Annotated in this window: 19 protein-coding genes; 12 read left to right on the top strand and 7 right to left on the bottom strand. The window is 48.0% G+C overall.

Annotation, left to right across the window (positions count from 1 at the left end):
* Positions 1-59: 59 nt before the first annotated feature.
* Entirely contained in the window at positions 60-962 is a 903-nt protein-coding gene (gene ligD / locus WA407_RS10495; protein WP_013309189.1) for a non-homologous end-joining DNA ligase, read from the bottom strand.
* A gap of 213 nt (positions 963-1,175) precedes the next feature.
* Here ligD and WA407_RS10500 point away from each other — a divergent pair, with 213 nt between their 5' ends.
* The 8 genes from WA407_RS10500 to WA407_RS10535 all read left to right on the top strand — a co-directional run bounded on the left by WA407_RS10500 (position 1,176) and on the right by WA407_RS10535 (position 9,932).
* On the top strand, positions 1,176-2,444 hold the full coding sequence (locus WA407_RS10500; protein ID WP_336077326.1) for a sulfotransferase family protein: 1,269 nt from the start codon (positions 1,176-1,178) through the stop codon (positions 2,442-2,444).
* Positions 2,441-4,366: an asparagine synthase-related protein gene (locus WA407_RS10505; protein WP_336077327.1), complete on the top strand. Its 1,926-nt coding sequence runs from the start codon at positions 2,441-2,443 to the stop codon at positions 4,364-4,366. The genes WA407_RS10500 and WA407_RS10505 overlap by 4 nt, the downstream gene beginning before the upstream one ends.
* Before the next feature lie 53 nt (positions 4,367-4,419).
* Positions 4,420-4,548: a paeninodin family lasso peptide gene (locus WA407_RS10510; RefSeq protein WP_134902123.1), complete on the top strand. Its 129-nt coding sequence runs from the start codon at positions 4,420-4,422 to the stop codon at positions 4,546-4,548.
* Positions 4,549-4,738: 190 nt separating this feature from the next.
* Positions 4,739-5,782, top strand: a complete 1,044-nt coding sequence (locus WA407_RS10515; protein WP_336077328.1) for a serine kinase — start codon at positions 4,739-4,741, stop codon at positions 5,780-5,782.
* The gene (locus WA407_RS10520) at positions 5,769-6,071 is read left to right on the top strand and encodes a lasso peptide biosynthesis PqqD family chaperone (protein ID WP_254329312.1); all 303 of its coding nucleotides are present in this window, start codon (positions 5,769-5,771) and stop codon (positions 6,069-6,071) included. Before WA407_RS10515 ends, WA407_RS10520 begins: the two co-directional genes overlap by 14 nt.
* A gap of 1 nt (position 6,072) precedes the next feature.
* Positions 6,073-6,558, top strand: a complete 486-nt coding sequence (locus WA407_RS10525; protein WP_336077329.1) for a lasso peptide biosynthesis B2 protein — start codon at positions 6,073-6,075, stop codon at positions 6,556-6,558.
* A 45-nt stretch (positions 6,559-6,603) separates the two neighbouring features.
* Positions 6,604-8,100, top strand: a complete 1,497-nt coding sequence (locus WA407_RS10530; RefSeq protein ID WP_336077330.1) for a nucleotidyltransferase domain-containing protein — start codon at positions 6,604-6,606, stop codon at positions 8,098-8,100.
* 20 nt (positions 8,101-8,120) lie between these two features.
* Positions 8,121-9,932 carry an ABC transporter ATP-binding protein gene (locus WA407_RS10535; protein WP_336077331.1) on the top strand — a complete coding sequence of 604 codons (1,812 nt, stop codon included), beginning with the start codon at positions 8,121-8,123 and terminating at the stop codon, positions 9,930-9,932.
* 27 nt (positions 9,933-9,959) lie between these two features.
* Here WA407_RS10535 and ku read toward each other — a convergent pair whose 3' ends face one another.
* The gene (ku, locus tag WA407_RS10540; RefSeq protein ID WP_336077332.1) at positions 9,960-10,868 is read right to left on the bottom strand and encodes a non-homologous end joining protein Ku; all 909 of its coding nucleotides are present in this window, start codon (positions 10,866-10,868) and stop codon (positions 9,960-9,962) included.
* A gap of 211 nt (positions 10,869-11,079) precedes the next feature.
* Between ku and WA407_RS10545 the strand changes: the two genes are divergently transcribed.
* From WA407_RS10545 to WA407_RS10560, 4 genes are all read left to right on the top strand, one after another.
* The gene (locus WA407_RS10545; RefSeq protein ID WP_061829618.1) at positions 11,080-11,319 is read left to right on the top strand and encodes a hypothetical protein; all 240 of its coding nucleotides are present in this window, start codon (positions 11,080-11,082) and stop codon (positions 11,317-11,319) included.
* A gap of 56 nt (positions 11,320-11,375) precedes the next feature.
* On the top strand, positions 11,376-11,555 hold the full coding sequence (locus tag WA407_RS10550; RefSeq protein ID WP_013309199.1) for an H-type small acid-soluble spore protein: 180 nt from the start codon (positions 11,376-11,378) through the stop codon (positions 11,553-11,555).
* A gap of 3 nt (positions 11,556-11,558) precedes the next feature.
* Positions 11,559-12,020 carry a hypothetical protein gene (locus WA407_RS10555; protein ID WP_336077333.1) on the top strand — a complete coding sequence of 154 codons (462 nt, stop codon included), beginning with the start codon at positions 11,559-11,561 and terminating at the stop codon, positions 12,018-12,020.
* An 80-nt stretch (positions 12,021-12,100) separates the two neighbouring features.
* Positions 12,101-12,538, top strand: a complete 438-nt coding sequence (locus WA407_RS10560; protein WP_336077334.1) for a hypothetical protein — start codon at positions 12,101-12,103, stop codon at positions 12,536-12,538.
* A 181-nt stretch (positions 12,539-12,719) separates the two neighbouring features.
* Here WA407_RS10560 and WA407_RS10565 read toward each other — a convergent pair whose 3' ends face one another.
* The 5 genes from WA407_RS10565 to WA407_RS10585 form a co-directional block, all read right to left on the bottom strand.
* A complete protein-coding gene (locus WA407_RS10565) occupies positions 12,720-13,376 on the bottom strand; it encodes a 3-oxoacid CoA-transferase subunit B (RefSeq protein ID WP_336077335.1) in 657 nt (218 codons plus the stop codon).
* Positions 13,373-14,038: a CoA transferase subunit A gene (locus WA407_RS10570; RefSeq protein ID WP_336077336.1), complete on the bottom strand. Its 666-nt coding sequence runs from the start codon at positions 14,036-14,038 to the stop codon at positions 13,373-13,375. Before WA407_RS10570 ends, WA407_RS10565 begins: the two co-directional genes overlap by 4 nt.
* A gap of 43 nt (positions 14,039-14,081) precedes the next feature.
* Positions 14,082-14,822, bottom strand: coding sequence for an acetoacetate decarboxylase (locus tag WA407_RS10575; RefSeq protein WP_250259069.1), 741 nt, complete (start codon positions 14,820-14,822; stop codon positions 14,082-14,084).
* 55 nt (positions 14,823-14,877) lie between these two features.
* On the bottom strand, positions 14,878-16,062 hold the full coding sequence (locus WA407_RS10580) for an acetyl-CoA C-acetyltransferase (protein ID WP_336077337.1): 1,185 nt from the start codon (positions 16,060-16,062) through the stop codon (positions 14,878-14,880).
* A gap of 604 nt (positions 16,063-16,666) precedes the next feature.
* Positions 16,667-17,197, bottom strand: a complete 531-nt coding sequence (locus tag WA407_RS10585; RefSeq protein ID WP_336077338.1) for a cysteine hydrolase family protein — start codon at positions 17,195-17,197, stop codon at positions 16,667-16,669.
* Positions 17,198-17,257: the final 60 nt, after the last annotated feature.

The raw sequence follows: 17,257 nt of genomic DNA on the forward strand, positions 1-17,257 counted from the left end.
CAATTTCTCAGCCTAATGGCTGCGGGGTTCGTCCCCTTTTTTGTTCTTCCAAGCATGGATCAGGTTCGGTGTGCCTTGGTGCGCATATGCTTGAGGACGTCTTCTACGGGCTGGGGAGGAACCTTGTCGATCAAGTCGCCTACCTGGTTTAGTCGTTCCTCAATATTCAGCAAATGGTAGTCAAGTGGTGATACATCTTGCCGTACCTCTTCCCAGGTTAGCGGAGTAGAGACCGTAGCGCCGGGGCGTGCCCGCGGGGTATAAGGAGCGGCCAGAGTTTTCCCCTGATAATGCTGCAAATAATCAAAATAGATGGCTGTTCCACGGTCCTTCTTTAACCGTTCGAGTGTGAACAGATGCGGGTGCTTTTCTGTCACAAACTGCCCGACTAATAGCCCGATGCTGCGAAGTTCGTCGAAGGTTATGCCTGTACGGATCGGAACGATAATTTGTACACCTGTAGCCCCGGATGTTTTGGGGACGGAATCCAAACCAAGCGAAGCCAGTACTTCACCGACAATAGAGGCGGCCTCCATAATACGTGGCTCCACCTCTCTGGATGGATCAAGGTCTATCATCCATTCACAGGGCAGCTTGCTTCCCGCTTCATGTAGAGAGGGGTGGAATTCTAACGCAGCCTGATTACCAAGCCAGAGAAGTTGTGGCAATTTGCCGAGCACAATATATTCAATACCGTCATGCAGAGCGGTTTCAATATAGTCCGGCCGAGGACGTGGGGCATTTTTTTGATAAAAAAAATCACCATGAATCCCATGTGGCCAGCGGATGACGGTCAGCAGACGATGATGGCAATATTTGAGCAGGAAGGGAGCCAATACCGCGAGCTTGCGAAGATATAGCGCCTTAGTCACGCCTGCTTCAGGCCACAGCGGTTTATCTGGGTTTGTGATAGGAATTTCCTGACCTTCAATGGTAATTGTGCCTTTAACAGCTTGTCCCATAGTGCTACCTCCTTTGGTTAATATGCAGCAAAATCTTTATTTATAGGCTGATTGTTGAGCTCATAGATCTACATATGGTTTAACATGAACGTGAAGTGCTGAATTTATCCATCAAAGGGATTGACAAGATACATTATGTATCATAAATTTATAATAAAAAATACGATATGTATCTATTAAAGTGTCTTGAGCAGAGGTAGAGGAGGAGTTTGCTTGATTGAAAAGCAAGGCGGAGGGCTGGTATTCCTGTTAAGTGTCCCTCGGAGTGGAAGCTCGCTGCTTACCGCCATTTTGCAAAACCATTCCCGCCTGTTTGCCACGCAGGAAATGTGGTTCCTGCTCAGTTTATATGATCTTCCTCAGTCACATGCACGGCCATATGGAGGAACAGGGATACTTCGGCAATTTTTTGAAGGTATGGTCCCCCCCGATGTATTGGAGAAGGCCTCCCGTTCGTATGCACTTGAAATATATAATGGTCTGCTTCAAGGAACAACAGCAGATATGCTTATCGACAAATCCCCGCGTTACTATACGGTTTTAGAATTTATAGACCGTTTATTCCCTGCTGCCCGCAGGCTGTGGCTTATCCGGAATCCTTTGGCCATTGTGGCCTCATTCAAAAAGGTTAATCAGCTACGGCATGGACGTTTTCAACTGCTGGAGGAACTGGGGGGTCCGCATTTTAATATGAAAATGACGGATATTACGGTTGGTTTATTCCGTTATGCTCATTATTTTGCTACACCTCATCCACTTGCATACCCGCTTAGATATGAACAACTCGTATCCAATCCAACGATGGAGATCGAGAAGCTGTGCGGTTTTCTGGGAATCGAGTACGAGCTGGGGATGGAAAAGTACGGGGACTTTGCGGATACGCCCAAATCCAGTCTTTTTTATAGTATGGGAGCGGGTGATCCCTTCGTAGGAGAGCATGAGCAGGCGCATCAAGATTCGGTACATAGCTGGCAACACTTGTTGAGTAAAACGGAAATTGAGCTGTATTGCAGAAGCATTGGGTCCCGCATGTTTAAGCAGCTTGGTTACGCGGAAGAGCTGGAGCAGGCTGAGCAGATGACTGGAGTCCGCTTTGAAGATGAGCCGGATATAGAGTTGCTGAGTCGACGTACACAACAATTCCTCCAGCAAAGCGGCTTTGAATGGAAGGTAGCTTATCGGATGCTGGAAGAACAGGATGCAGATAACAGAGAACTCGTGATAAATGCAACCCGTCATGCTGCACCTCAAGATCCGGCAAGGATGCATGTGGACCAGATCGTGAACGATCGGCGGATTCAATCCCTGGAAAACAGGTTGGCACATAGCTATGAGGAGCGAAACCGTCTTATCGCTCAGCTCCAAAGCTATCAACGCCCAAATCAAGGTCTCCGATATCGCAGCCTTTTTTCCCGTAAGCTCGGGCGCTTGGCGTCTGTAGTGTTATCAAGTATAGGAAAAGAAAAAGGGGGAAGAACGTGAGTGCGATTGCCGGAATCTATAGCTTTGGGCATGAGTCCGTATGCACCGAAGAAGGCGGGAAAATGATGCAAGCTCTGCGAAAATATCCCGCTGACCGCGTATACGCTTGGTGTGAAGGCTCTATTTTTTTGGGTTGTCATGCCCAGCATGTGACCCCGCAATCTGTTCATGAGCGTCTTCCCTTCCATGATGAGCTAAGAGATTTGGCAATCACAGCGGATGCAATTATTGACAACCGTTCCGAGCTGTTTGAACGGCTGGGAATTGAGCAGGAACGGCGACAAGATATCACGGACAGCGAGCTGATTTTGCTGGCATATGACAAATGGGGAGTGGATGCAGCCGGTTATCTGATAGGTGATTTTGCCTTTGTTATTTGGGATGCCAAGGAACATCGATTATATGGTGCTCGAGATATGACAGGCAATCGTACGTTGTACATCTACCAGCATGACCGAGGATTCGCGTTTAGCACGGTAGTCGCTCCGCTTTTGGCCCTGTCCTCTCTGCGAAAAGAACTACATGAGCCATGGCTGGCCGAATTTTTGTCCATCCGGGCCATGCAGGAATCCATAGATATCGGAACGACCGCATACAAGCATATCAATCAGCTTCCTCCTGCACATTGGTTCACGATGGAGGAGGGAAAGCGAACCCTTCATAAATATGCATGTCTGGATGAGGTAGAGCCACTGCGGCTCAAAACAGGGGGCGAGTACATAGAAGCTTTCCGCGAGGTGTTCACACAGGCGGTCACTGCCCGACTACGGACGCATCGCGCTGTAGGGGCTGCCTTAAGCGGAGGGCTGGATTCTGGAGCGGTTGCCAGCTTTGCCGCGCCATCGCTGCATTTGCAACAAAAGCCGCTGCATGCCTACAGCTATGTGCCTGTTCAAGATTTTACAGACTGGACACCGCCTACATTGCTGGCGAACGAACGAAGCTATATTCAGTCTACGGCTCGCTATGTGGGCAACATTCACGAGAATTATATGGATTTTGAGGGGAAAAGTCCGTTTTCAGAAATTGATATTTGGCTGGAACTCATGGAAGCACCCTACAAATATTTTGAAAACTCCTTCTGGATCAGAGGTTTTTACGAAAAAGCACAGGAGCACAATGTCGGTGTACTGTTGACCGGGGCACGAGGCAACTTTACCGTATCGTGGGGCCCTGCACTAGACTATTATGCCCGGCAGTTTCGTCGTTTGCACTGGTTGCAATCCTTTCAGGGATTGTGGCGGTACAGCAAGCTTACGGGCAGGCGTATGTCACATCTACTCCCCGTAATGTTGAAAAAAGCGACTTCACTTGAATCTCATTCATGGTTGCGGCGTAGCAATCGAAGTCCCGTTCCTTCCCTGATTCACCCGGAGTTTGCCAAACGAATGCATGTAGAAGATATTCCTGTATTGAGCGGAACAGGTTGGATAAAAAATGCCGATCAGACGAGAAAAGAGAAGTTCTCAAATTTGGCGATTGCCAACAAAAATGGTGTGGTCGCGACCAAACTTTCACTACGTTATGGACTATGGGAACGTGATCCGACCGGGGACAGCCGGGTAATTCGTTTTTGCTTATCGGTGCCTTTTGAGCAGTATGTGCAAAACGGTCGGGACCGTGCCCTCATTCGTAAAGCCATGCGTGATCATCTACCTGATGACGTTCGGTTGAACCAGCGGGTACGCGGCGTGCAGCCTGCCGATTGGCTACATCGTATGCTTCCTTGCTGGGATACGTTTATGGGGGAGCTTCAACTGATGTGTCATGATTTACGAGCGGCTGAATATCTCAATATTGAGTTAATAAAGACGGCTATGGCGAAACTTCGCCACCCCCGCCCTGAACAGGCGTCTGATCCAAATATACGACTACTAATGCATAGCCTGATCGTGTACCGTTTTCTCTGTGGATTGAACTGATTCAGATTGATCCGGACGGACAGTTCGTCATTCGTTGGAGGGGAGGTGATGAAATGAGTAAAAAAGAATGGCAGGAACCGACGATAGAGGTGCTGGATATTAGCCAGACCATGGCGGGGAAAGGCTGGAGACAGATTGATTGGGTGTCCGACCACGATGCCGATATTTATAATCCAAGCTAATAGATGGTTATACATGTAGCCGATGTTGGACTGGAAGCCAAACAGCTCGGCCGATAACGATTGAATGAACGAAAATAGCATAATCCATTGGACTCGTATTCAATACAGAGCCGTCTTTATTTCTTTCGGGTTAGAGGTTTGCCCAAGAAATAAAGACGGGATTTTTAAGGACAGAGGAGTGAGTCCTACCGTGCATGACAGGAGTGCAAATGTTAGTTGGACGAAATATACAGCCTTTGGACTCAGGATTGCCAGTGAACTGAATCTGCCTGAGCTGCTCCTGGCAGCACCGGAAGCAGTAGAGGATGTAGTCATTCGACAGGCTGATTTGACTGCATGGAGTGGTCAGCTGGAACAGGCCAATTTTGTGATGCTGGATGAACGATTTATGTTCCAAATACCAGGCACGGCCATTTATGCCGTCAGGGAAGGCAAGGAAATCGAGGTAAGCATATTCTCCGGGGCCGATCCTGACACCGTGCGGCTATTTGTGCTGGGTACATGCATGGGTGTTCTGCTGATGCAAAGACGAATATTACCTATTCACGGAAGTGCGGTCGTCATTGGGGGGAGGGCCTACGCATTTGTGGGTGAATCGGGTACGGGGAAATCGACACTGGCTGCTACTTTTAGGCAGGCAGGTTATCGGATGGTTAGTGATGACGTGATTGCTGTAGAAGCTACGGCTTCCTCAGCTATCGTGTATCCAGCTTATCCGCAGCAAAAGCTGGGGTTGGATAGCTTGCTCCAACTGGAGGCTTTACGGGAGAACAAGCATGCACGCACATTAAACCACATACGATCCCTAACGGATGGCAATTCTGTAATGCCACAATACAGAGATCTGCGTATGCTTGCAGATGAGCTGAATAAATATGCCGTACCCGCCGTAGATGAATTTTTTAACGATCCGCTGCCCTTAGGGGGCGTATTTGAGCTAGTGGCAGATTCACCAATCCGTGCGTCGATGCGCGAAGGGGAGTTAGTGGCAGTTACGGAACAGCCCTTGAACGTTCTTGAGTGCTTGCATACATTACTACAACATACATATCGTAGGGTGATTATTCCGCGAATGGGTTTGAGTGAATGGTCGTTTGATACAGCGGCTAGGATGGCTCGTAAAATAGAGGGCTGGCGGCTGCTGAGGGATAGTTCCGTCTTTACTGCGTCCGAGGTTGTACAACGGGTACTTGATATCATTCGTAAGGAGGAGAAGAGTTATGGTAGCCACTAATCCAGCTAAAGACCATTATCGCGTCATTTACGGTGAAGAGGTCTACGTCAGTGATATGGACGGGGAAAAAGTGATGATGAGCATTAACACTGGTAAATATTACAACTTAGGCTTCACAGGAGGACGAATCTGGGAACTGGCAGAATCCGGTCCTTCACTTGGCGATATCGTAACTGTCCTGACGAACGAATATGAGGTGGACGAGGAACAGTGCAGACAGCAGGTACACACCTTTGTGGCTGAGTTGGAGCGGGAAGGACTGCTAAAGCTTCTACGGGAGTCGGTATAATATGCGGATACAACGGCTTCTTCTCCTGTCCCCAGAGGTCAGGAGATTGTTGCCGGAAGCCTGGCTGGAGCTGGGATGGGCGAGGCTACGCCAGCGTCGTTCTTTATGGGATTACTCAAGGATTTGGGGCATAAGTATGGAAGAAACTCCATGGCAGTGTGATGTCAGGCAGGAGAAGTCCATTAAGCAGATCTCGCACGCTGTGGAGCTGGCAAGCCGTTATACTCCTTGGCGCAGTAGTTGTCTTGTACAAGCCGCTGCGGCAATGACATTGCTGGGACGTAGAAAACTGGACTGCACGCTGTATCTGGGCACAGCCAAAAATGCCGCTGGCCGCTTGGCCGCACATGCATGGGTACGTAGCGGACCGATTTATGTTACGGGGAAACGGGAGATGGAAGCATTTACGGTGGTGGGGATATTCGGGAGACGTGCTGTGACGGATACAAGTACAAATATGGCAGATAAAGGTAGTTCTTTACTTTAACGCGATGAGACAAAAGAAGTCCAAAGAATCGAAGGAGAAGAATGCATGCCCACCAAGTCTGTTTTGGAACTTGCGAATTGGAATGAGGATCAGGAATTAACGTTGTTACTCTCTCTATTGGGGAAAGACGTTTCTCATTGGCAGGATAAGACTGCTGCTACCCAGCTGCGTGGGATGGATTGGGTCCGCTTTTTACGTCTGACCGAGCACCATCGAGTGGTACCTACGGTGTATCTCCAACTGAAAACATTGAATCATCCGTTCATTCCCGCAGAATTGTTGCGAAACCTTCAGGCGCAATATCATCGAAACACGCTTCGCATGCTTCATCTTCAAGCAGAAGCCGGGCGTCTGACCAGGCTGCTCATAACTCATGGAATCCGTGTGCTTATGCTGAAGGGTCCTGCTCTGGCACAGCAATTGTACGGGGATGTTTCTCTGCGTACCTCCAAGGACATCGATTTACTCATTGCCCCTGACGATATGGATGAGGCTGAGCAATGGATGAAGGAAGCCGGATATGCGTCCAAGAGCGGAGAAGTGCGTGTCCTTGGCAGTTGGAAATGGAAGGACCATCATGCATCCTACCTCCATCCGCAAAAACGGGTAGAGATAGAGTTGCATTGGCGTCTTCACCCGGATGGGGGTGGGGAACCCTCTTTTGACGAGCTGTGGAGCTGTCGGCAAATGGGTAAAGCTACAGGAGCCAGTCGGATGGTACCGTTGGCACCTGCCGACAACAGGACTGCCATGACGTCCTGTATGTATACGCTTGGCAGCGAGCATCAATTTCTGTACTTGAGTGCGCATGGTGCGCGTCACGGCTGGTTCAGGCTACGCTGGCTGGTTGACATCGACAGGCTTGCGGTATGTGCTGTCGATTGGGAGGCGCTACTGCCGATGATGCGCCGCTACGGGGGCCTGCCTGCTGGCGGGCAGGCCTGGGCGCTCGCCGTTGCGCTGTTGGGTACGCCGATACCAGAGCCGATGCGTCCGGTATCGGCTACCCGGCAGGCGCACAGGCTCGCGCTGAGCGCGCTGGCCTTCATGCAGGCCAGCGTTCCCGCACCATACCCGATTGCCCACGGGTCGGGTACAGGTAGGCTTGCTCCATCAGAGCTGCTGCACAGCAGAGCTTTGGCGGAGCAAGCGGAGGCCGCCCCTCCGGATGGCGGTCCTTCATTGTGTAGTACCTGTGGCGAAGCAGCCATGCTTGCCACCAGTGGCGTTACTAGCATCACAGAAGGTGTCAGTAACGACGACTATAGCCCGATGAGCACAGCTACCAGTTGTGCCCCCATTACTCCAGCTGTCGCCTCCAGCCAAGTCATGACCAGAAACACGGCGGCTGCCCATCAGCCGGTCAGCCGCACTTACTTGCTTTCCTTAAAAGAGCCAAGACACAGACTAAGTTACCTCATCAGCCGTTTATTTCCTTCTACGGGGGATTCGGCCGTTTTTCCACTGCCTCGCCAGCTGCATTTTTTGTATATCCCTTTACGTCCATTTCTTTGGCTGAAGCGGCGATTTTCAAAGCACTGACTCGATAAGGAGTGTGCATTATGGTTCACCTGCGATTATATATGACAAAGCTGTATAGCGTGAACGGCGGTGCGTTATTTCTCAATATTGGATGTATGATTATTGTTAGCCTGCTTGAGGGTTTTGGCATTTATATGCTTGTTCCTATGCTGGCGGCCATCGGCGTATTTGTCGGTCATTCAGGGATGCCATTTCTGTCTGATGGATTGGATCATTTTTTGCCGTTCATTCCTAAAAGCTGGCTGTTGCCGGGAATGTTGATGGTTTTTGTAGTGCTGCTTACAGGGCAGGCTTTGCTTCAGCGTTACCAATCCATCCTGAATTCGCGGATTCAGCAGCGTTTTATGCGTTCTCTGCGAGTAGACGTGTACACTTCCTTTATGAAGGCGCAGTGGGCTTTTTATTTGCGTCAGCGTAAATCTGATTTTAGCCATGTGATGACGACTGAACTGGCGCGTGTCAGTCAGGGAACGAATTTGCTTCTTCAACTGACTACAGCCGTCATGTTTACGCTGATCCAGATTGCGCTGGCTTTTTGGTTATCCCCCTCTTTAACCGGACTGGTATTTCTGAGTGGATTGGGGCTGTTTGTCGTGTTCCGCCGCTCCATTCGAAATGCCAAACAATTAGGTGATCGTACGACCGAGCTATCGCAGGTTTATTTTGCTGGAATTACGGATCACATGAACGGCATGAAAGATATTAAAAGCAATCTGTTGGAAGCGGCGAATATCCATTGGTTTCGCTCCCTGACACAACGAATGGAGGATAATACGACCCAATTTGTCCGACAAAATGCGACCACACAGTTTTTTCATCGTACAGCGGCAGCTGTTTTTGTCGCTTGTGTCATATTTATATCGTTGCAGTGGTTGCATGTTACATCTGAAAAACTGATTGTGCTGATTCTTATATTTTCCCGCTTATGGCCCCGATTTGCCCTTATTCAAGCGAGTCTGGAATACATCATGTCTATGATCTCCGCTTTTGAAAGTGTCACCAAGGTGCAACAGGAGTGCGAAGTTTTCTCCGATCCATCGGTATTCAATCTATTATCTGCATCTGTACGGCAACCCCTGTCCCTTCGTCATGGAATTGAATGCAGCCATCTGGGTTATCGCTACGATGGTGCAGCAGAGCCTGCGCTGCGTCGTATCAATTTGTTCATACCGGCCCGGGGAATGACAGCCATTGTAGGGAAATCGGGAGCAGGTAAAAGTACAATGGTCGATGTCCTGATGGGTTTTTTACGTCCAACTGGGGGGCAGATTACAATAGACGGGCTTGTTCTGGACGATGAATTGTTGCCCCAGTGGCGGCAGTCGTTTGGTTACGTGTCACAAGACCCATTTTTATTTCATGCGACTGTCCGCGAAAATTTGATGCTGGCAGATAAGGATGCTAGTGAGCAGCAACTATGGGAGGCGTTACATTTTGCAGCCGCAGACAGCTTTGTATCCAGACTGCCCGAAGGGCTGGACACGGTCATTGGAGATCGCGGGATTCGTCTGTCTGGAGGAGAACGTCAACGGCTAGTATTAGCACGGGCTGTCTTGCATCATCCTCCGGTACTTATACTAGATGAAGCGACAAGTGCGCTGGATGGTGAGCATGAAGCCGCAATTCAGGCAGCACTGGAACGGATGAAAGGTCAAATGACGTTGATCGTCATCGCTCACCGCCTGTCAACCATCAGACATGCAGATCAAATTGTCGTACTGGATCAAGGCGAGGTCATACAGCAGGGGAACTACCGCCAACTGGAACAAGATGAGCGGGGGGCGTTCAGTCAGCTACTATCGTATCAAAGCAGTCTCACCGCCACCCCTTAGCCAGATTTTTCTGAACTCAGCTTAAGTTTATTTACGTTTGGCAGTGCTTCTTTTCTTTTTGACTGGAGTCGGAGAGATGTTCTCGCCTGCAACAGCCTGCTGTGCTGTTGGGGCTGCTGGTTTACGCGCAGGGCGTTTTTTCGCAGCAGGGCCGGGATCGGTAACGACAGGTTGCACTGCCTCGATGCTGGCCTGAAGGGCGGCCATTAAATCTACTACATTGGTCTGAGGCTGTGTTGGGGCGATTCGCACCTCTTCACCAGCCACTTTATGCTGAATGAGATCCAGCAGACGCTCGCGGTACTGATCCGTATACTTCGCTGCATCAAAAGGTGTAGATAGCTGCTCGATCAGCATTTTTGCCATAGTTAGCTCCTTCTCTTTAACCTCCTCCTGCCCCGGTAAGTTAGGAACTTGAGCAATGGGGCGAATTTCATCGGGGTAAAACATCGTCTCCACCGCCAAACATTCATCCAAAACCCGAATAGCCGCCAGGCTGCTTTTAGAGCGGATGGAGATTTGGGCAATCCCGATTTTCCCGGTATCCTTCATCGCATTCATGAGCAGCTTATACGCATTGGAGCCAGCTTGATCCGGGGACAAATAATAGGTTTTCTGAAAGTAAATCGGATCAATTTCCTGCAAATCTACAAAATCTAAAATGACAATATTTTTATCCGCTTGTCCGCTAACTTGCTCCAGTTCCTCCTTGTCGAACATGACAAATTTTCCTTTTTCATATTCGTAGCCTTTTCCAATTTCCTCCCACTCAACCTCTTTATCACAAACGGGACACTTTCGTACATAGCTAAGTGGGCTTCCACACTCCTTGTGAATATAACGCATGGAAATGTCCTTATCCTCAGTCGCTGAAAACATTTTAACGGGCACATGAACCAGCCCGAAGCTGATTGCGCCTTTCCAGACCGTATGCATACCGCCAGTCCCCCTTTTCTTAAATCCGCATTTTGCACCTTCGATTCCGGTCACCCCGGGATATGAGCATATGATTTTTCACTTAGTATGCTTCGTACAAGTGATTGTATGAGGTGCAAATGAAGACTGCGAATTACTTCTGCTTGCGCATGGTTACAACAATTTTGGTGCATAGTAAGGCATATCCGATTCAAAAGGAGGTACACAATTTATGTCCGGAAAATCCTTTCCTCGGCAAATCAGGCATCGTGTGGGTCAAAATCATGTCGCCTTTCGGGGACCCGCCGGAGGCGAACAGGATGCATTGCCGCCAGAGTTTGCTCTTTCCCATGGAATCCAACCGCCTTTTCCCATAGCTGTGGCTCATGTGGATTTGGAGGCTGTAGTTTCAACTTCGCCTTCTCATAGCATCCCTTCATTAGATGTTGAACGGATTATAGATGAAGACTAGGTGAACTATATTTCTGAATGAATGCAGACAACAACAATCAGGAGGGGAAGAATAGCATGAACGTGGAACGAGCAAAAGCTATTTATGATTCGCCCGATACCATTGCCGTACAATTGGATGGTAAACCGATCTGGATTGAGCATGTAGACGAAGCGAACGGTATGGCCACTGTACAGATAGGCAGCAGACCCACCAATACCCAAACCGTCCGTGTGGATCGTCTGGAGGAACAATAGGAGATGGGAACCAAACATTTAGTCATCATTCACGGCCGTGACAAAAAGCCCAGATGCGACGAAATGCTTCGTCTCATTAAAAAAGCGTTGATCGCAGGATTGCGTCGAGTGAACGAGGAAGCGGCACAAAAGCTGGAGCAAGAGCAGATTTCACTGACATTTAGTTATTATGGTGACATCAACAATCGGCTCTTATTAGAGAGTCGACCTCGGTACAGAAAACTTTTTGAAGAAGACGATGGAGATTTCTACGTTCCAGACCATTATTACGACGAAAGTATGGAACAATTAATGAATCGACCAACGAATCATATGACCCCGGAGGAATACGAGCGTCTGATAGCCAATGAACCCACTATACACTTCTATGATGATGCTGCAAAAATACTCAGCCCTTACCTCTCTTTGTTTGGTATGAGCACCCGTGCGATCAAAAGGATTCTCCCTGATCTGGAGCCTATTTAACCAGTCGTGTAATAGGCTCCCAAATTCGCGAAAGGCTACAGTGCCCTCTAGCCAAGGCTTTAAGTAGTGGAGGGGATGTCATGCTGCTTTCCCATAGTATGGGGTGCATGGTGGCTTACGATGTTTTATGGAAATTTTCACGTATGAGCGAATACAAACATCTATGGGAACACAAAGTTAACGAATGGCTAACATTGGGTAATCCGCTAGGCGAGCCAGCCGTAAAGCGCAGCTTGTATGATTCCAATGAGCCTGACGACGGTATGTATCCCGCAAATATCAGACATTGGACCAATATTAACGCCGAGGATGACTACATTGCGCATGATGCAACGGTTAAAGATGATTTCCATCTGATGCTAAATCGAAATTTAATAGAAAGTATTGATGATCAGCCGCTTATTCAGACATTCTGGAAAGATAGTCACACTGGGCGTTCCAATCCCCACAACTTCTTTGCTTATCTTAACCACACGAAAGTGGCTGAGCATGTAGCGGATTGGATTTTACGCGCATAAAAGGCGCTTTTTATTTGCCACTCCAACAAAAAAAGGCTCGCAATTGCTCAATGAGCAATTAGCGAACCCTACTTGTAAACTAAATGCAGTCGAGAGACGGGGGATTAGCCCACACGGACCTGAAACTTCTTCGGAGTCAGTCCCCATCTCCCCTTAAGGGCTTGTGCCGTTCCCATGACCTTCACACTGCAATGGCCTTCAAATGTGGTGAAACCATCAGCTCAGCCTCTGTCGCCATTTGAACATCTTCCACTGACAAACCCGGGGCAATTTCCTTCAGCAGCAGCCCTTTACCCGGAATAACATCGATGACAGCCTTTTCGGTTACTATGGTCTTTACAACATTTACAGCAGTCAAGGGCAGCTTGCATTGTTCCAGTATTTTCGGCGCCCCATTTTTGTTCACATGCTCCATGGCTACAATCACTCTCTTGGCTCCAACTACCAAATCCATGGCTCCCCCCATGCCTGGCACCTTTTTCCCTGGGATCATCCAGCTTGCAAGGTTGCCTTTCTCATCGACCTCCAGGGCGCCCAACACGGTGATATCCACATGCCCTCCGCGGATGATGGAAAATGAAAGTGCACTGTCAAAAAAGCATGCTCCTTCCATAGTTGTAACGTAGTTTCCGCCTGAATCGATACAATCGAGCCTTTCTTTTCCCTGAGCCGCTTTGGGGCCTACACCGAGGATTCCGTTCTCCGCCTGCAGCATAATATGAATGTCCTCGGGGATATAGTCCACTACCATTGTAGGCAATCCGACACCAAGGTTGACAACTTCACCATTTTTGAATTCCTGGGCTATTCTTCGAGCAATAAATTCTCTGTTATTCATGCGTTTTCACCCACCTTTACAATTGCGTCGACAAATATTCCGGGAACGTTGACATGATTGGGGTCAATTTCACCCGTCTTTACGTATTCGTCTACCTGAGCAACTACATACTCTGCCGCTGTAGCCATAACCATATTGAAGTTACGTGAAGAGCCGTTGATGACAAGATTCCCCGCTTCATCAGCCTTATGGGCTCTAATTAATGCCACATCGGCTTTGAGCGGCAGTTCGAGCAAGTATTCCTTTTCATCAATTTTGATTTTCTGTTTTCCTTCCTCTACAACAGTGCCTACACCTACAGGTGTTAAAACCCCGCCCAAACCGGCTCCTCCTGCGCGTATTTTTTCAGCGAGCGTGCCTTGCGGGAAGAGTTGGACCTCCGCTTCTTTCGTCATCAGGAGCCTTCCCGTTTCCGGATTGGAGCCGATATAGGATGCAAAAATCCGCTTTACTCTGCCGCTTTTTACAAGTTTATAGATAGATAATTCCGGTGTGCCTGTGTCATTGGAAACAATCGTAAGATTGCTGGCAGGATTGGTGTCGACAAGCGCACGAACCAGGTCCTCTGGAAAGCCTCCTGCCAGAAACCCTCCGAACATCACCGTGTCTCCGTCTTTGACCTTCTTAACTGCTTCTTCAGCGGAGATTACTTTGTTATTCATGGTTCCTTCTCCTTATATATATATATTTTTAGGAAAGCAAACTTTATTGGAGATAGTCGTAGAGGACTCTTCCATATGGAAGAGTTAAATCAGCAATAAAATGTTTCCCGCCAATATAAGCTTTAACCGGCAAATCTGCCACTGGAGCGTTGACATGGGGGATCAAGCTTAATCTGGCAGGCCCTGACCAGGCGCCTTTTACAGTAATGTTCTCGAGATTATACGCTACTAACTGAGCGATTTTGGGGGTACCGTCAACATCAGGAATTAATTTCAAATTAACTTGCGTTTTTGCGATGGCTTTAGCCGTTTCTTTTTCATCAAGAATGTTATATTTGAAAGGCATAGTTCCCGTGGCCACCAGGACGTGATTATAATGCAATGTACCCGTCAGCGTCTCCGTTTCCTCCACGCTCAGGCGAGGCTTTGCCCATTTTTTCGGAAATCCCCAGACTTCGCGTCCCCCCAGAATAGCAGGCGCGTTATCCAAATACATTTGGGCGACAAAATTGCAGGGTTCTCCTTGAAAAGTACACGGAATGACAATACCGCTTTCCTCATAGCATCCTAAACCGGATGAATCGGGCATCTTGATCCATTCATAGGAGACCGTATTGCTTCCATCCGGCTCAAGAGGCTCTGGGACCGCCTGTCTAATCGCAGCAGGATCGGTCTCATAGGTAATGATAAAAAATTCCCGGTTGATGAAGCGGTATGGTGGGCGCCCGTAGCTACCGCTAGCCGCAGGCATAGATTGGAGTGAAAGTACATCTTTTTGATTCATAGCGATCTCCCTTCCTTTTAAGAGATAGTTCTAAAAGTCATCCTGAACACGCACTTTAAATGAGCGCATTTTCAACCAGCATGGCTATTCCCATTCCTGTTCCGATGCATAACGAGGCGATGCCGTAGCGTGAAGATCTTCGAACCATTTCGTGAACCAACGTAGTCAATATCCTAGCACCGCTGGCACCGACAGGATGCCCGATCGCGATTGCGCCGCCATTGACATTCACCTTCTCCGGACTGACTCCTAGCTCTTTCACTACCGCTAATGCTTGTGAGGCAAACGCTTCATTAATTTCAAAAAGATCAATGGCATCGATGGATATACCTTGCTGCTTAAGAAGTGTCGAAATGGCTTTCACTGGCCCCATTCCCATATATGCAGGGTCAACGCCAACAAGTGAATAACCCTTGATATATGCCAATGGCTTTAATGCATGTTCCTTGCATTTGTCTTCCGACACTACAAGCACGGCCGCCGCGCCATCATTGATTCCTGAAGCATTTCCAGCGGTAACCGTCCCGTTCTCTTTAAATGCAGGTTTTAATTGAGAAAGTTTTTCTTGCGTTGTATTTCCTCTTATGTGTTCGTCCTCTGTGAAAGAAATAGTTTCTTTTTTGGTTTTGATCATGACCGGAACAATTTGCTTTTCAAAAAGCTTCTTGTTTTTTGCTTCTACGGCTTTTAGCTGGCTTTGATAAGCAAATTCGTCCTGTTCAAGTCTTGAAATTCCATATTTCTCGGCAACATTTTCTGCGGTAATTCCCATATGGTAATGGTTGATCGGGCACGTAAGGCCGTCGGCCACTAGGGAGTCTACCAACTCACCGTTGCCAAGTTTGTAGCCGTTTCTTGCATTCCTTAGCAGGTAAGGGGCATTCGACATGCTCTCCATGCCTCCGGCCAAGACGATGTTGCCTTGTTCAGCCAATATTGAATTGTAAGCTAAAGCAACGGCATGAAGTCCTGAACCGCAAACCGTGTTTATCGTTGTTTCGGGTACATCAATAGGGATACCGGCTTTTAATGCCGCCTGTCTGGCAGGATTTTGTCCATTGCCCGCCTGAAGAACATTTCCCAAATAAATCTGATCAATCAAAGAAGGCTCTAATTTACTTTGCTGAAGGCATGCTGTCATCACAGTTGCCCCCAGTTCGGAAGCGCTTAGAGGCGCAAGGGTTTTGTTAAAAGAGCCGACCGCTGTTCTCAACGGGCTTACTAAAGCTACTTTTTTCATTAAAAACTCACATTCCTTTCGCTGTGTTCAAAACACAATACATCCATGATTGCACTTCAATTCGTAATTTCCGCTCTTAACCTACGAGATGTAGCGACTGCAAGATACATTTGCATGCGGGCATATCATGGTGCCTAAGACAGTGAGTGTGACGGTTCGATCGCCTTCTCTCATTGGAAATTAAAACCATTTTTATCATAGTTCTAATGCAGATTTTGCTCAATGTCCAAATATTTACACATATCTATGTACAGATGTTTATAGGGCCATATAGTCCACAATAAATAGGCCATTCTAACGTTTTCTGTTAATTTCTTAATTTTTCTGAAAATTATGATCATAAATTGAATTTTCTGTTAAAAAAGAAAGTTCCAATCCATAGGTGAAAAAGTTTTCTTCGACCAATATCTTCTAACTCATCGCTGGGTAAAAAAAGGCCTCCAGAATTTTCTGAAGACGGCTTTGCCTTTCAATATTCATGATCTTCGTCCTATTGTGCCAGCTTGCTTCTCAAGGTGTCCTCGAAAGGGCGGTTTTTCGCATGAACTAAAAAAGAAGCCGACTTGCTTGAAAGCAATCGGCTTGGAACATAAAACTTCAACAATTACGAAAAATGTACATCTTCCGTCGCAAGTAAACGCACAAAACGATTGCCAAGCATCCCATTATGATGAGCTACAATTTGTTCACTGCTTAGCACCTTGCTATCAAATGTACTATGCGCATCCAACACGAGCACATTGTTCTGATATCCCAGACTATAGGCGCTTCGGCAAGTCGTGTCGAGGCAAAACTCGGTCTGCATCCCCGCGATTATGAGTTGATCGGCCCCCAGTTCCTTCAGTACATGGCCCAATTCGGTTTGGTAGAAGCTGTCCCAGGATGATTTACGGACAATTCGTTCATGAGGAAGAGGACGCACTACGTCGGCGATGGCCCAGCCTACACTGTTTTCTCGGAAATCCTCATCCGCTTCATCGGTATGCTGTACAAAAATCACTGGTGTACCTGCAGCTCTGGCTTTGTCCAAAAGCTGCTGCAAATGCGCTACAACTTCCTGCTCACGATACAGCTTCTCATCATACATGAACATCGCCTGCTGAACATCAATCATGAGTAAAACGGTTTGCCCCATCGTTTCAATCCCTCCCTGTGTGTATCACTAACTTACAATAGCATGTCTTCATGCCTTGCG

Origin of the sequence: Paenibacillus sp. 203 (assembly GCF_037027525.1) — a bacterium.
Taxonomy (GTDB): Bacteria; Bacillota; Bacilli; order Paenibacillales; family Paenibacillaceae; genus Paenibacillus; species Paenibacillus polymyxa_B.